Annotated in this window: 12 protein-coding genes; 7 read left to right on the top strand and 5 right to left on the bottom strand. The window is 52.4% G+C overall.

What is annotated here, in order from left to right; all coding sequences use genetic code 11:
- Positions 1 to 10: 10 nt before the first annotated feature.
- Entirely contained in the window at positions 11 to 331 is a 321-nt protein-coding gene (gene clpS / locus HVZ39_RS09210) for an ATP-dependent Clp protease adapter ClpS (RefSeq protein ID WP_003036810.1), read from the bottom strand.
- 323 nt (positions 332 to 654) lie between these two features.
- Here clpS and cspD point away from each other — a divergent pair, with 323 nt between their 5' ends.
- Positions 655 to 879 carry a cold shock-like protein CspD gene (gene cspD, locus HVZ39_RS09205; RefSeq protein ID WP_003036813.1) on the top strand — a complete coding sequence of 75 codons (225 nt, stop codon included), beginning with the start codon at positions 655 to 657 and terminating at the stop codon, positions 877 to 879.
- A gap of 74 nt (positions 880 to 953) precedes the next feature.
- Here cspD and macB read toward each other — a convergent pair whose 3' ends face one another.
- Positions 954 to 2,900: a macrolide ABC transporter ATP-binding protein/permease MacB gene (macB, locus tag HVZ39_RS09200; RefSeq protein WP_103284007.1), complete on the bottom strand. Its 1,947-nt coding sequence runs from the start codon at positions 2,898 to 2,900 to the stop codon at positions 954 to 956.
- Positions 2,897 to 4,012 (bottom strand): macrolide transporter subunit MacA, encoded by a 1,116-nt coding sequence (gene macA / locus HVZ39_RS09195; protein ID WP_016156938.1) that lies wholly within the window; start codon positions 4,010 to 4,012, stop codon positions 2,897 to 2,899. The genes macB and macA overlap by 4 nt, the downstream gene beginning before the upstream one ends.
- Before the next feature lie 160 nt (positions 4,013 to 4,172).
- Between macA and HVZ39_RS09190 the strand changes: the two genes are divergently transcribed.
- The gene (locus tag HVZ39_RS09190; protein WP_016156939.1) at positions 4,173 to 5,123 is read left to right on the top strand and encodes a VirK/YbjX family protein; all 951 of its coding nucleotides are present in this window, start codon (positions 4,173 to 4,175) and stop codon (positions 5,121 to 5,123) included.
- On the opposite strand, the gene HVZ39_RS09185 is transcribed toward HVZ39_RS09190, so the two are convergent.
- The gene (locus HVZ39_RS09185) at positions 5,120 to 6,778 is read right to left on the bottom strand and encodes an ATP-dependent endonuclease (protein ID WP_016153655.1); all 1,659 of its coding nucleotides are present in this window, start codon (positions 6,776 to 6,778) and stop codon (positions 5,120 to 5,122) included. The two genes, HVZ39_RS09190 and HVZ39_RS09185, sit on opposite strands and share 4 nt — an antisense overlap.
- A 372-nt stretch (positions 6,779 to 7,150) precedes the next feature.
- On the opposite strand from HVZ39_RS09185, the gene aqpZ reads away from it, so the two are divergent.
- From aqpZ to HVZ39_RS09160, 5 genes are all read left to right on the top strand, one after another.
- Complete coding sequence (aqpZ, locus tag HVZ39_RS09180) at positions 7,151 to 7,846, top strand: aquaporin Z (RefSeq protein ID WP_003840208.1); 696 nt, start codon at positions 7,151 to 7,153, stop codon at positions 7,844 to 7,846.
- A gap of 142 nt (positions 7,847 to 7,988) precedes the next feature.
- The gene (locus tag HVZ39_RS09175) at positions 7,989 to 8,888 is read left to right on the top strand and encodes a lysine exporter LysO family protein (RefSeq protein WP_016153656.1); all 900 of its coding nucleotides are present in this window, start codon (positions 7,989 to 7,991) and stop codon (positions 8,886 to 8,888) included.
- A gap of 155 nt (positions 8,889 to 9,043) precedes the next feature.
- Complete coding sequence (gene hcp, locus HVZ39_RS09170) at positions 9,044 to 10,696, top strand: hydroxylamine reductase (RefSeq protein ID WP_016153657.1); 1,653 nt, start codon at positions 9,044 to 9,046, stop codon at positions 10,694 to 10,696.
- A gap of 10 nt (positions 10,697 to 10,706) precedes the next feature.
- Complete coding sequence (gene hcr / locus HVZ39_RS09165; RefSeq protein WP_181633494.1) at positions 10,707 to 11,675, top strand: NADH oxidoreductase; 969 nt, start codon at positions 10,707 to 10,709, stop codon at positions 11,673 to 11,675.
- Between the two features lie 201 nt (positions 11,676 to 11,876).
- A complete protein-coding gene (locus HVZ39_RS09160) occupies positions 11,877 to 13,493 on the top strand; it encodes an FAD-NAD(P)-binding protein (protein ID WP_181633493.1) in 1,617 nt (538 codons plus the stop codon).
- 72 nt (positions 13,494 to 13,565) lie between these two features.
- Here HVZ39_RS09160 and HVZ39_RS09155 read toward each other — a convergent pair whose 3' ends face one another.
- The gene (locus HVZ39_RS09155) at positions 13,566 to 14,000 is read right to left on the bottom strand and encodes a DoxX family membrane protein (protein ID WP_016156945.1); all 435 of its coding nucleotides are present in this window, start codon (positions 13,998 to 14,000) and stop codon (positions 13,566 to 13,568) included.
- Positions 14,001 to 14,018 lie beyond the last annotated feature (18 nt).

Raw genomic sequence — 14,018 nt, 5'->3', positions numbered from 1 at the left:
ATGCCTGCATTTAGGCTTTTTCTAGCGTACACAGCAACGGATGCTCGTTCTCCCTCGCATACTTGTTCACCATCGCAACTTTGGTTTCAGCCACTTCGGCAGTGAATACGCCGCAAATCGCTTTACCTTGATAGTGAACGGCAAGCATCAGTTGCGTTGCACGTTCTACATCATAAGAAAAGAATTTTTGTAACACGTCAATAACAAACTCCATCGGAGTGTAATCATCATTGACTAATATCACTTTATACATAGATGGCGGTTTTAGCGCGTCGCGCAATTTATCTTCCGCCAGCAGATCGAAATCCAGCCAGTCGTTAGTCTTACCCATTGTCAGTCGTCATCTTCAGTTACGGTTTCCGGCAGAAAATCTTGCCGCTGACAAGCAGCCTATGCGCACAATCAATCTACCTCAAGTATTAGATAACTATCATCTATTAGTGCCATCCGCGACATCTGTCACATAACCGACAATAGCGTTAACTGCTTCAAATTTTGATGCATTTTTACCCTATTCCGTCAGCCTGGCGCTTGACGCCTCGCCTGATTTCTCTAAATTGTAGTTTCGAGAGTTGGCGAGGTTTTGAACAGCCCCCACTCCGCCACCGGTTCATTCCATCTTACTTATATAAGATTTACGAAGGATGTCGAAGCATGGAAACGGGTACTGTTAAGTGGTTCAACAACGCCAAAGGGTTTGGTTTCATCTGCCCCGAAGGCGGCGGCGAAGATATTTTCGCCCATTACTCCACCATTCAGATGGATGGTTACAGAACGCTAAAAGCCGGACAATCTGTCCAGTTTGATGTCCACCAGGGGCCAAAAGGCAATCATGCCAGCGTCATCGTGCCTGTCATTGAAGCAGAAGCTGTCGCATAGCTCTTCTGTTTCATTGTGTACATCCCGCAGTCAAAATGCCAGCCTTTGCGGCTGGCATTTTTATCTCGATAGTATTATTCCCGCGCCAGAGCATCTACCGGATCCAGCCGCGCCGCATTTCGCGCCGGTAGCCAGCCAAACAAAATCCCGGTCGCAGTCGAACACAGAAACGCCGTCAATAAGGCTACGGGTGAGAAACCTATTTCCCAGCCAGGCAGGAATAGCTGAAGCGTAAAGGCGATCAGCATCGACAAGCTAATGCCCAACGCGCCGCCAACCAGACACACCAGTACCGCTTCAATTAAGAACTGCTGCAGCACGTCACTGGCGCGGGCGCCAACCGCCATACGAATGCCAATCTCGCGCGTTCGTTCGGTTACCGAAACCAGCATAATATTCATCACACCAATTCCACCGACCACCAGCGAAATCACGGCCACCAGCGTCAGGAAGAGTTGTAATGTACGTGTGGTCTTTTCGGCGGTTTTCAAGACACCGTCCATATTCCAGGTGAAGAAATCCTTCTTACCGTGGCGTAACGTCAGTAGTCGGGTGAGCTGCTGCTCGGCCTGGGCACTATCAAAACCGTCTTTCACCCGCACGGTGATCGAGTTCAGCCACGACTGCCCCATAATTCGCCCGGACATGGTGCTGTAAGGCAGCCAGACCCGCAGGATCTTGCTACTGCCAAACATCGACTGTTTCTCTTCTGCAACACCAATTACCGTGGCAGGCATATTCCCCACCAGCACGACTTCGCCGACAACTTTCGCTTTGTTGGGGAACAATTGACGACGGGTATTGCTGTCGAGCACCACCACCTGAGCGCGCCCCGCCAGTTGTTCAGCGTTAAAAGTGGTCCCTTCGCTAAACGTCATGCCATAGACGTTGAAATAGTCGCCGCTAACGCCATTAGCACTAGCGGCCACGTCGATATTGCCATAGCGTAGCCGCAGGTTTTTCGACACCGCAGGCGTCACCGAACTGACCCAGGGCTGCTTCTGTAACGCCGTTAAATCGTCATACTTCAGCGCCTGTTGATATTGTGGGTCGTCGTCGCCGAAATCTTTGCCAGGATAGATATCGATGGTATTGGTGCCAATAGCGCGAATATCTGCCAGCACCAGCTGTTTAGCCGCATCGCCTACCACCACAATCGACACCACCGAAGCAATACCGATGATGATCCCAAGCATGGTCAGTAGCGTTCGCATTTTATTCGCAGCCATTGCCAGCCAGGCCATAGTGAGCGCTTCGCGAAAACCGCTGACAAACTGCCCCCAGCCGGACGCCGTTTTCACCGTCGGCTCCGCGATATCGTGCCCGGTAGAGGGTTTGTGCGACGGCGGATTGCGCACAATCTCGCCGTCACGAATTTCAATGACGCGTTCGGCCTGTGCGGCAACCTGGCTGTCGTGAGTGACGATAATCACCGTATGCCCGCGATCGCGCAGCTGATGCAAAATCGCCATCACCTCTTCGCCTGAATGGCTGTCCAGCGCGCCGGTGGGTTCGTCGGCGAGGATGACCTGTCCCCCGTTCATCAGCGCACGCGCAATACTGACCCGCTGCTGCTGACCACCGGAAAGCTGGGAAGGCTGATAGTCGACTCTGTCGCCCAGACCCAGTCGCTGCAGGAGTTCTTGCGCACGGGCCAGGCGCTGCTTACGTTCGGTGCCAGCGTAGACTGCAGGCACCTCAACGTTTTGCGCGGCGGTTAAATGCGACAACAAATGATAACGCTGGAAGATAAAACCGAAATGTTCGCGACGCAGCTGGGCTAACGCATCGCTATCCAGCGTGGAGACATCGCGCCCGGCAACCCGATACGTACCGCTGGTAGGTTTGTCCAGACAGCCGAGAATATTCATCAGCGTCGATTTACCCGAGCCAGACGCCCCGACAATCGCCACCATTTCCCCGGCCTGAATGCTCAAGGATACGTCCTTCAATACCTCGACCTGACCTTCGCCTGACGGATAGCTGCGGCGGATATTGCTCAGTTCAAGCAATGCCGTCATTTTGGCGCTCCAGCGTTGCCCTCACCGGTGATGACTTCATCCCCCTCTTCCAGCCCTTTCACGATCTCCACATCGGTGTCATTACGCGCGCCGATAACCACTTCGCGTTCACGGGTTTCGCCGTTACGCAGCAGCCTGACGTTATAACGATTGTTGCCAATAGGATCGCCCAGCGCCGACAGCGGGATCGTCAGGACATTTTTGACATCCGTGAGCTGGATATGGACCTGCGCGGTCATATCCAGACGCAGGATCCCTTTCGGGTTGGGAACTTCGAAGCGAGCATAGTAGAAAATCGCATCATTCACTTTCTCTGGCGTCGGAAGAACATCTTTGAGTTTACCTTCGTAGCGCGTCTGAGGATCGCCAAGTACGGTAAACCAGGCCTTTTGCCCGGGATGCAGGTGGATCACATCCGCCTCGGAAACCTGCGCTTTCACCAGCATGGTGCTCATATCTGCCAATGTCAGAATGTTAGGCGCCTGCTGGGCAGCAATAACGGTTTGCCCCTGAAGGGTAGTAATTTGCGTGACTTCGCCTGCCATTGGCGCAACGATACGGGTGTAATCAAGGTTGGTTTTTGCCGTATCGAGAGAGGCCTGATTACGCTTAATTTGCGCATCAATTGTGCCGATTTGCGCCTGTTTGACCGCCATCTGAGTAGCCGCCGTGTCGAGATCCTGCTGCGAGACAGCCTGGGTTTTCGCCAGCTGTTGCTGACGGGAAAGCGTTACCCGCGCCAGCTTCCACTCTGCTTCAGCCTGTAAACGCTGAGCGCGTAATTCCATCAGCGTCGCTTCAACCTCTTTAATCTGGTTTTGCGCCTGTTCAGGATCGATAACGCCAAGCAGTTGATCTTTTTTTACTTTGTCGCCAATCGCGACCGACAGCGTTTTTAACTGCCCGCTTACCTGCGCCCCGACGTCAACTTTACGCAACGCATCCAGTTTGCCGGTTGCCAGTACGCTTTGCTGCAGATCGCCCGGACGAACAATTAACGTTTGATACTGAGGTAAAGGCGCATTAAGCGTTCGCCAAAGTGCAATTATCGCCACAATAATGATGATGGCGAAGAGAAAATAGCGCTTTTTGATTTTTCCCTTGAGCTTCATAAATGTCCCAATTTCCCCCAATACGTCCACCAGAGTGGAGTGGTAAACATCAACGTTAAATAAATAGCCGTTGAAAAACGCAAGAATAACAGAGTTATTGATGAATGGTTAAGATCCGCTGTGTTGAAATTAGTACCAGAGTATCCATCGGATTGTTATTATGAGCCAGCTAACTGACAGCACTTTTCATTCTTCAAAACCCGCCACAAGTTTTAGCCTCTTTTGTAGCCTGATGACCGGACATTGGCGCCCTGGAAAATTTTGGCATCAGCGTAGCTTCCGTCGTAAGTTTTTGTTGCGCTCAGCGCTTATGCCACGATTAATGCATGAATGGATGACTGAACTGGCGCAATGGCCTGATCTCGATAGCGTACTGGCACGCCAGCCTCGTCTGCCGGTTCGCCTACATCGCGCCTATCTCGCACAAAACCTTGATCGGAAAATGAAACTGGATGCTGTGCGTTTTCATTACAATGCTATCCGCAGCTCTTTTTCAGCCACTGAATATAAAGCTTATTTAAGTGCGGATGGATTACAACTGGCACAAATTGAAGGCAAAAATAGCGAAATATTTAGCGTAATACTGGGCTCATTTATCTCACTGGATAAAGAAGGTGAAAGTACCATTCTGGTACGCAATAGCGCTGGCGAGACTTTAGCGGAAATGACGTTTACGCTGTGCAATTATCAAGGAAGCAGCACACTGTTTATTGGCGGGTTACAGGGAGGCAGTCGATTACTGCCACATGAAGAAATTCAAAAAGCGACCAAATCATGCTACGGGATTTTCCCTAAACGTATTGTGATGGAAGCCATTTGCTGTTTTGCAGAACAATTGAATATTAAACAAATTCTGGCTGTCAGTAATGAACAGCATATCTTTCGCAGCCCGCGTTACCACGATAAAAACAAGGTGATACTTTCCGACTACAACGCATTTTGGGAGTCGGTTGGCGGTGAGTGCGACAGTCACGGCTATTACCATATCCCACGCACAATGGCGCGAAAAAGCGAAGCGGACATTGCCAGCAAAAAACGCGCGGAATACCGCCGTCGCTACCAGTTACTGGACAGCATCCACTCGCAGCTGTCGTCGATGTTTCGCAACTAATCCGCTCTGCCGCGTGCCAACCACAGCACGCGGGAAAACATTTTTCGCAGCAGCGTTGGCACCGCGTCAACGCCGCGCCGCCCGGCTTCCATCGCCACCTCAATGGCTAAATCTGGTTTTGACGACCGGTGAATCGCCTTCGAGATAATTTTGCGCATATTCATGGGCACGTTTTCGGGGATTTGCGCCACCCTGTGAAAAACGTCAGCAAACCCCTGGCGATACATAAAGTGTTCCATGTCCAGTGCGGGAAGCATGGTTAAATGATCGCGCTCTTCTTCTCTGTCGTTATTCAACAAACTCCGCACCGTAGCGGCATACTTTTTCCCGGCTTCATCACCATCAACCAGCACATGCCACTCGATACCCATCCGGCGGGCGAACTTAACCAGCGGCTTAAGGCCGGACTGGGCAAACTCAATGACTTTGATACCTTCCGCATCAAAGTGGTGCCCACACTGGCGGGCCAGTTCGTTAATGACCCAGGTTTCCGTTTCGCCTTCCACCAGCAGCCAACAGCGGGCAAACAACGACGATGCACGGTTAAAACGAATATGAAAGGCAATACGCCGACCATCTTCTGCGCTGATCCCACCTGGCCCAAGCCGCCAGGCGGCGACGCGGGAAGACTCACGCACCAGGCGGACAACGTGTTCCACGGGGGTGAGGGACAGTAACTCACCTGAGTTGGTGGTCGCCACCCGTTGCAGTGGAAGCAAATTCAGCAGGTGCCAGGCAACCGACAGCATAATCGGATGTAAACGCGTTTCAGGATCTTCTACCAACAGTAACGGCCGGGCGTCTTTATCCAGCCTCAGCGTACCTTTGGCCTGTAACAGCGTCGAAAACAGTCCCAACAAGATCACGCGGTGCGTGCGTCCGCCCGGTCTATCAATCATACGGTTGATAATATCCAGATAGCGCCAGCTACGTTGTTCATTATTGGAACGTCGACGCATCAGACGATAGCGGGACTGACTGGAACCCTGCTCAGAAAAATAGTGTTCCAATAGCTGTACCATGGCCGATAACCCCTGACGTATCTGCCCATCTGTCAGGTTTTGCGGTCGGGTAGCCAGTTCACGTGCCAGAAAATCCAGTTGCCGCGCGGTCACTTCGACATCCGCCGAATCCGGCACCGTACCGTTACGGATCCGTCGCATAAAACGCGCGTCGCGCAGGCGCAGTACTGGCATCAAACGCACGAGGTGCCGCGCCTGATCGTTAATGTCGTCGAGGGGAAGCTGATGGCCCTCGCCATCCAGAAAACTGCGTAACGTCAGAACGCTACCGTCGTCCGCACATTCACCTTCCAGCCGATAGAAAATGCGGTGATAGCCATCCTGACACAGCGTCCAGCTGGCTTCCAGAGGACGATACCTGCGCACGCGGTGGCGACCTGGTTGAGACTCACGAAACGTCAGGATGATATGCAGATGATGTTCCCGGCCTTGTATATCACCCGGCGGGAACCAGAAATCTTCGCGGTCAAAGTGGTACAAATCAGTTTCCGGCGACAGCAACAGGGTTAAAGCATCCAGCAGACTGGACTTACCCCACGCGTTCTCCCCAATCAGCACGTTGCTTTGCTCCAGCATCAACGACAGACGGTTAATACCACGAAATCCAACAATCTCAACGCGTTCGAGAATCATATAGCCTCCGGAAATGCTAACTTTTTCCTTCAAGTTATCAGGAGTATAACGGCAAGCGGGCGCTCAGGACACCCGATATGATCAGGAGGTTAGTCGCAGAAATCAAAAAATATAAGAATATTCTTCTTATGTTTTCCCCGGAATATTATTTCAGAACTCAATCATCGCCGTTTTGCTAATTGAACTATGCTTCATTCATCCAATATTCAAAAAGGAATCACAACATATTGCCTTAAATCAAATTTTTTCATCAATTTAACTGGCGAAGGGATGATGTTTTTTTCTAAAATACCGGCTCTTTCATCATCGTCCCTTTTAGCGATGAATTACCGGGTAAGGAACACGAACCCGGAACTTTTAATTGAGGTGGTTATGTTCAGGAAATTAGCAGCCGAATTCTTCGGTACGTTTTGGCTCGTCTTTGGTGGGTGCGGTAGCGCAGTTCTGGCCGCAGCATTCCCGGAGTTGGGTATCGGATTTGCCGGTGTCGCGCTGGCGTTTGGTTTGACCGTATTAACCATGGCATTCGCCGTAGGTCATATTTCCGGCGGACACTTTAACCCGGCGGTGACCTTCGGTTTATGGGCGGGCGGTCGCTTCCCGGCAAAAGACGTTATTGGTTATGTTATCGCTCAGGTTGTGGGCGGTATTGTTGCAGCAGCGGCACTGTATCTTATTGCCAGCGGTAAAGCTGGTTTTGACGCAACTGCCAGTGGTTTTGCCTCGAACGGCTTTGGTGAACATTCACCTGGCGGCTATTCAATGCTTTCTGCCGTCGTAATTGAAATTATTTTGACCGCTGGTTTCTTATTAGTGATCCACGGCGCGACCGATAAACATGCTCCGGCAGGTTTTGCACCTATTGCGATTGGTCTGGCGTTAACTCTGATCCACTTGATCAGTATTCCGGTTACCAACACCTCCGTTAACCCGGCACGTAGTACCGCTGTAGCCATCTTCCAGGGCGGCTGGGCATTACAGCAATTGTGGTTCTTCTGGGTTATGCCGATTATCGGTGGAGTCCTCGGCGGTCTTATTTACCGCACTCTGCTGGAAAAACGCGATTAATCGATAACAAAAAAGGCCTGGCGCAAGTCAGGTCTTTTTTTTCCCGCTATATTTCCTTTTATTTGCAACTTTACTCCCTTCATTGCATTGAGTAGTGTGTGCTGGCGCATTTCGTCTTACTCTCAGCAAGGATCTGGTTTTCATGTTTTCAGGGCTGTTAATCATTCTGGTTCCCCTTATTGTGGGCTACCTTATTCCGCTTCGGCACAGGGCTGCATTAAAACTCATCAATCGCCTGTTGAGCTGGATCGTCTACCTTATTCTCTTTTTTATGGGTATCAGCCTGGCGTTTCTGGATAATCTCGCCAGCAACCTGTTAGCCATTCTTCATTATTCTGCGGTCAGCGTGACGGTCATTTTGCTGTGTAATATCGCGGCGCTGTTCTGGCTGGAGCGTTCACTGCCCTGGCGACATAACCACAAGCAAGAAAAGCTACCCTCGCGAATTGCGATGGCGCTTGAGTCGCTCCAGCTTTGTGGCGTCGTCGTCGTGGGTTTTCTACTCGGCCTCACCGGTCTTCCTATTCTGCAGCACGCCACCGAAGCCAGCGAATATACGTTAATCTTTTTACTGTTCCTGGTCGGGATTCAACTGCGCAACAGCGGTATGACCTTAAAGCAAATTGTGCTGAATCGCCGGGGGATGATTGTTGCGGTGGTCGTCGTCGCCAGTTCGATGCTGGCGGGGGTTATCAATGCGTTGATCCTCGGCCTGCCGCTGAAAACCGCGCTGGCGATGGCGTCTGGTTTTGGCTGGTACTCCCTGTCCGGTATTCTGTTAACCGAATCGTTCGGGCCGGTGATTGGTAGCGCCGCCTTCTTTAATGACCTGGCCCGCGAGCTGATTGCCATTATGTTGATTCCTGGAATGGTGGGCCGCAGCCGCTCTACCGCGCTGGGGCTATGTGGCGCGACATCAATGGATTTCACCTTACCGGTGCTACAACGCAGCGGCGGTCTGGAGATGGTTCCGGCAGCCATCGTCCACGGCTTTATTCTGAGTCTGTTAGTGCCTTTGCTGATGGCGTTTTTCTCCGCCTGAAGTCAGGACAGATACCTCTCTGGCGGTAGTCATCTACCGCTAAAATTGCGCTAAATCAATCTCCCTGCAAGTTGTAGCAGAAATCCCTTTTATCCCTTCGCGCACAGGCATAACCTTAAACATGTATATTAAATATAACTTTAAAAGGTGTGACCATGTTTTGTGTGCAATGTGAACAAACCATCCGTACTCCGGCAGGAAACGGCTGCTCTTACGCGCAGGGTATGTGCGGTAAAACGGCTGAAACCTCCGATTTGCAGGATCTGCTGATTGCTTCCCTACAAGGTCTGTCTGCATGGGCTGTTAAGGCACGTGAATACGGCATCATCGACCATGAGGTTGATAACTTTGCGCCGCGTGCATTCTTCTCCACGCTGACCAACGTTAACTTCGATTCCCCGCGTATTGTTGGCTATGCCCGTGAAGCTATCGCCATGCGCGACGCCCTGAAAGCGCAATGCCTGAACATCGACGCGAACGCAGCGGTCGCTAACCCGATGGCCGATCTGCAACTGGTCAGCGACGATCTGGGCGACCTGCAACGTCAGGCCGCTGAATTTACCCCGAACAAAGACAAAGCAGCCATTGGCGAGAACATTCTCGGCCTGCGTCTGCTGTGCCTGTACGGCCTGAAAGGTGCGGCAGCTTACATGGAGCACGCGCACGTTCTCGGTCAGTACGACAACGACATCTACGCTCAGTACCACAAAATCATGGCATGGCTGGGAACCTGGCCTTCCGATATGAACGCTCTGCTGGAGTGCTCAATGGAAATCGGCCAGATGAACTTCAAAGTGATGAGCATTCTGGATGCTGGCGAAACCACTAAATACGGCCACCCGACGCCAACTCAGGTCAACGTCAAAGCAACCGAAGGTAAGTGCATCCTGATCTCCGGTCACGACCTGAAAGATCTGTACAACCTGCTGGAGCAGACCGAAGGTACCGGCGTTAACGTCTATACCCACGGTGAAATGCTGCCGGCGCACGGCTACCCGGAACTGCGTAAGTTCAAACACCTGATCGGTAACTACGGCAGCGGCTGGCAGAATCAGCAGGTTGAATTTGCCCGCTTCCCGGGCCCAATCGTAATGACCTCTAACTGCATCATCGACCCAACCGTTGGCGCCTACGATGACCGTATCTGGACTCGTAGCATCGTCGGTTGGCCGGGTGTAAGCCACCTCGAAGGCGACAACTTCGCTCCGGTAATTGCTCAGGCTCAGCAGATGGCGGGCTTCCCGTACAGCGAAATTCCGCACCTGATCACCGTTGGTTTCGGTCGTCAGACTCTGCTGGGCGCGGCTGATACCCTGATCGACCTGGTAAGCCGCGAAAAACTGCGTCACATCTTCCTGGTTGGCGGTTGTGATGGCGCGCGTGGCGAACGTAACTACTTCACCGACTTCGCCACCAGCGTGCCGGACGACTGCCTGATCCTGACCCTGGCGTGCGGTAAATACCGTTTCAACAAACTGGAGTTCGGCGATATCGAAGGTCTGCCGCGTCTGGTCGATGCAGGTCAGTGTAACGATGCATACTCTGCCATCATCCTGGCGGTAACCCTGGCTGAGAAACTGGGCTGTGGCGTGAACGATCTGCCGCTGTCTCTGGTGCTCTCCTGGTTCGAACAGAAAGCGATTGTCATTCTGCTGACCCTGCTGTCTCTGGGTGTGAAAAACATCGTCACTGGCCCGACTGCGCCTGGCTTCTTCACGCCGGACCTGCTGGCAGTTCTCAACGAGAAGTTCGGTCTGCGTTCCGTGACCACCGTTGAAGAAGACATGAAGCAACTGCTGAGCGCGTAAGGAGTAAAGAATGACAATGCCAACTCATCAGTGCCCATGGCGGATGCAGGTTCATCACATCCATCAGGAAACGCCGGATGTATGGACAATTTCGTTGCTGTGCCACGACTATTATCCGTACCGCGCCGGGCAGTATGCACTGGTCAGCGTACGTAATTCAGCGGACACGCTGCGTGCTTACACCCTTTCTTCAACGCCGGGCGTTAGCGAATATATCACGCTGACCATCCGCCGCATTGACGATGGCGCAGGCTCACAGTGGTTAACCCGCGACGTGAAGCGCGGCGACTATATCTGGCTGTCCGATGCAATGGGTGAATTCACCTGTGAAGATAAAGCGGAAGACAGATTCCTGATGCTAGCCGCTGGCTGTGGCGTCACGCCAATCATGTCAATGCGTCGCTGGTTGGCAAAATACCGCCCACAGGCAGATGTGCAGGTGATCTTTAACGTCCGTTCACCGCAAGATGTCATTTTTGCCGACGAATGGCGCGAGTATCCGGTGACCTTAGTTGCTGAAAACAATGCCACTGACGGTTTTGTTTCCGGCCGACTGACCACCGAACTGCTGCAAAGCGTACCGGACCTGGCTTTGCGCACCGTGATGACCTGCGGCCCGGCGCCGTATATGGATCTGGTCGAGAAAGAAGTCAACGCGCTGGGCGTGACACGCTTCTTTAAAGAGCAGTTCTTCACCCCGGTAGCTGAAGCCGCCACCAGCGGTCTGAAGTTCACCAAACTGCAGCCGGCAAAAGAGTTTTATGCGCCGGTAGGCAGTACGCTGCTGGAAGCGCTGGAAAGCAATAAAGTGCCGGTTGTCGCCGCATGCCGTGCGGGCGTTTGCGGCTGCTGCAAAACCAAAGTGGTTGACGGTAACTACACGGTCAGCAGTACCATGACGCTGACCGACGCAGAAATTGCTGAAGGTTATGTGCTGGCCTGCTCCTGTCATCCGCAGGGTGATTTAGTGCTGGCGTAATTGACCGATATCTGATGTGCAAAAGGCTACCCGGTTATATCGGGTGGCCTTTTTTTATGCTGTCAGACGCTGCAAAATTCCGATTTTTTCACCCTCCCAGGCAAAATACCGTCTTCCTCTCGCGAATTATCGACCACACTTACCTGGCACAGGTTAAGCAAAACCCCGACTACCACGTCGAACTTTCTACAAAGGATCCCCATGAAAAAAGTGGCCATCGTCGGCGTAGGTCCCACCGGAATTTATACGTTTCATGCCCTCGTTGAGCGCGGTGAACCGCTGGAGATACAGCTTTATGAGCAAGCTGAGGAAGCTGGCGTAGGCATGCCTTATAACAGCGACAACAACGCAGACCACATGCTGGCCAATATAGCCAGCATTGAGATCCCGCCGATTTATATCAATTATCTGACGTGGCTACAGAATCAAAGCGATGAATACCTGGCGCAGTTTCGGCTTGAACGTACATCGTTGCATGAGCGGCAATTTTTGCCCCGCGTGATCCTCGGCGACTATTATCGCGATCGTTTTTTAGCCATCGTCGATAAAGCGCAAAGATCCGGGTTCACAATTCGCGTATATGAATCAAGTAAAGTCACCGACCTGCAAGCAAACCCGACTGGGGTATCCCTGTGGATCAATCACGCGTCACAGCCCGTCGAAGTGGATTTCGCCGCTATCGCCAGCGGTCATCTGTGGCCAGAAACTGATGCTCAAGCACGCAAGTTTTTCCCCAGTCCGTGGACCGGCCTGATGGAGGCGCAGATTAGCGCTTGCAGGGTGGGTATTCTGGGCACCTCGCTAAGCGCTATCGACGCGGCGATGGCCGTGGTCAGTCAGCATGGTACCTTCACCACCAATACCGACCGTTCACTGCAGTTCACGCGTAAACCCGACAGCCAAAACCTGAAGCTGACCCTGATGTCGCGCAGCGGTGTGCTGCCTGAAGCGGATTTTTACTGCCCTCTTCCCTATGAACCGCTGAATATCGCGACGCAAGAAGCGATTGAAAACACCATTGCCGAGGGCCAAAACGGATTACTGGACCGCATCTTCCGGCTTATTGTGCAACAACTGCAAGACGCGGCCCCTGGGTGGTGCCAACAGGTTGCACTTGCAACGCTTAACGCCGACACATTCCCCGAGGTCTATTTTGCCGACAGGCTCAAGCATGACCCTTTTGACTGGGCGAGGCGTAACCTGGTGGAGGTTGAGCGCAACAAGCATGAACAACATACCGTCACCTGGCGCTATACCTTATTGCGCCTCCATGAGGTTATTGAAGAGATCGTTCCTCATCTTGATGCTCGCGACGAAAAACGTTTCAGGCACGGACTGGCGCGCGTCTTTATTGATAACTATGCGGCAATCCCGTCTGAATCTATCCGCCGATTGCTGGCTCTGCACGATGCCGGGCTGATTGAGATCCTCGCACTCAGCAAGGATTATGAGCGTACAAATGAGCAGGAAAGGACGGTCATTTACCACCACGGTCAGCGCAGTGAATTTGATGTATTTATTGACGCCCGAGGACAACGGGCATTGCAGAGCAAAGATATTCCGTTCCCAACGCTACGCGATCAACTGCTGGCCTGTGGCGATGAGATCCCGGATATCGGCGAAGATTACACGCTGCAAGCGCCGGAAAACGCCCGCAACCGCATCGCCTTTGGCGGACTGCCGTGGTTGATGCACGACCGTCCCTTTATTCAGGGGCTGGTGGTTAGCGCTGAAATAGGTGCGGCGATGGCAAAGGCATTGACGCAACGTGCACTGAGACGTCGGCACAAACTGTGGAACAGTGACGAGATGGATTAACGGCCAGATTTAATGGCGAGGCGGAGATAGGTTAACGCATTCCCGCCTCTGTATTGATTCTCGGATGGCAAACTATCGCCAGGCCGAGTTTCCGGCAACGGAGAAACGCCCCGCGCCCAAAAATGCCACGGCCAGAGCGCCGATGAAGAAATACACCAGACTTTCAATTGCCCATGCGCCGGTTTTATCCAGTGACCAGGTTTCACCCATCCCGACCATCAGCCATGCCACCACCATCGTAAACGCGAGCCCCAACGCCGCCGGACGCGTCAGGATCCCAAGAATAATCAGACACGGTGCCACAACCTCTCCCAGCAGAACGCCATACGCAATAAAGCCGGGGAAACCTTTCGCTATCAGCATGCCACTGATGCCATCAATACCCGCGAACAGTTTATGCAGCCCATGAAACAGCATTAATCCCCCCACGGCAATACGTAACAAAAACTTGCCAAAATCTTCATGAGTCAGTACCCGGTTAACTGTATTTAATAGTTTTATAACCATTTGAATTTATTCCTTGTT

The organism is Citrobacter sp. RHB35-C21, from assembly GCF_013816515.1.
GTDB classification, from domain to species: domain Bacteria; phylum Pseudomonadota; class Gammaproteobacteria; order Enterobacterales; family Enterobacteriaceae; genus Citrobacter; species Citrobacter braakii.
This window is presented reverse-complemented; position numbering and strand designations above follow the sequence as displayed.

Bases quoted from the DNA above. Each gene is read 5' to 3' on its own strand.
- cspD (WP_003036813.1), top strand. From the start codon at position 655: ATGGAAACGGGTACTGTTAAGTGGTTCAACAACGCCAAAGGGTTTGGT.
- hcp (WP_016153657.1), top strand. From the start codon at position 9,044: ATGTTTTGTGTGCAATGTGAACAAACCATCCGTACTCCGGCAGGAAAC.
- HVZ39_RS09155 (WP_016156945.1), bottom strand. From the start codon at position 14,000: ATGGTTATAAAACTATTAAATACAGTTAACCGGGTACTGACTCATGAA.
- HVZ39_RS09175 (WP_016153656.1), top strand. From the start codon at position 7,989: ATGTTTTCAGGGCTGTTAATCATTCTGGTTCCCCTTATTGTGGGCTAC.
- macA (WP_016156938.1), bottom strand. From the start codon at position 4,012: ATGAAGCTCAAGGGAAAAATCAAAAAGCGCTATTTTCTCTTCGCCATC.
- aqpZ (WP_003840208.1), top strand. From the start codon at position 7,151: ATGTTCAGGAAATTAGCAGCCGAATTCTTCGGTACGTTTTGGCTCGTC.
- HVZ39_RS09190 (WP_016156939.1), top strand. From the start codon at position 4,173: ATGAGCCAGCTAACTGACAGCACTTTTCATTCTTCAAAACCCGCCACA.
- clpS (WP_003036810.1), bottom strand. From the start codon at position 331: ATGGGTAAGACTAACGACTGGCTGGATTTCGATCTGCTGGCGGAAGAT.
- HVZ39_RS09185 (WP_016153655.1), bottom strand. From the start codon at position 6,778: ATGATTCTCGAACGCGTTGAGATTGTTGGATTTCGTGGTATTAACCGT.
- HVZ39_RS09160 (WP_181633493.1), top strand. From the start codon at position 11,877: ATGAAAAAAGTGGCCATCGTCGGCGTAGGTCCCACCGGAATTTATACG.
- hcr (WP_181633494.1), top strand. From the start codon at position 10,707: ATGACAATGCCAACTCATCAGTGCCCATGGCGGATGCAGGTTCATCAC.
- macB (WP_103284007.1), bottom strand. From the start codon at position 2,900: ATGACGGCATTGCTTGAACTGAGCAATATCCGCCGCAGCTATCCGTCA.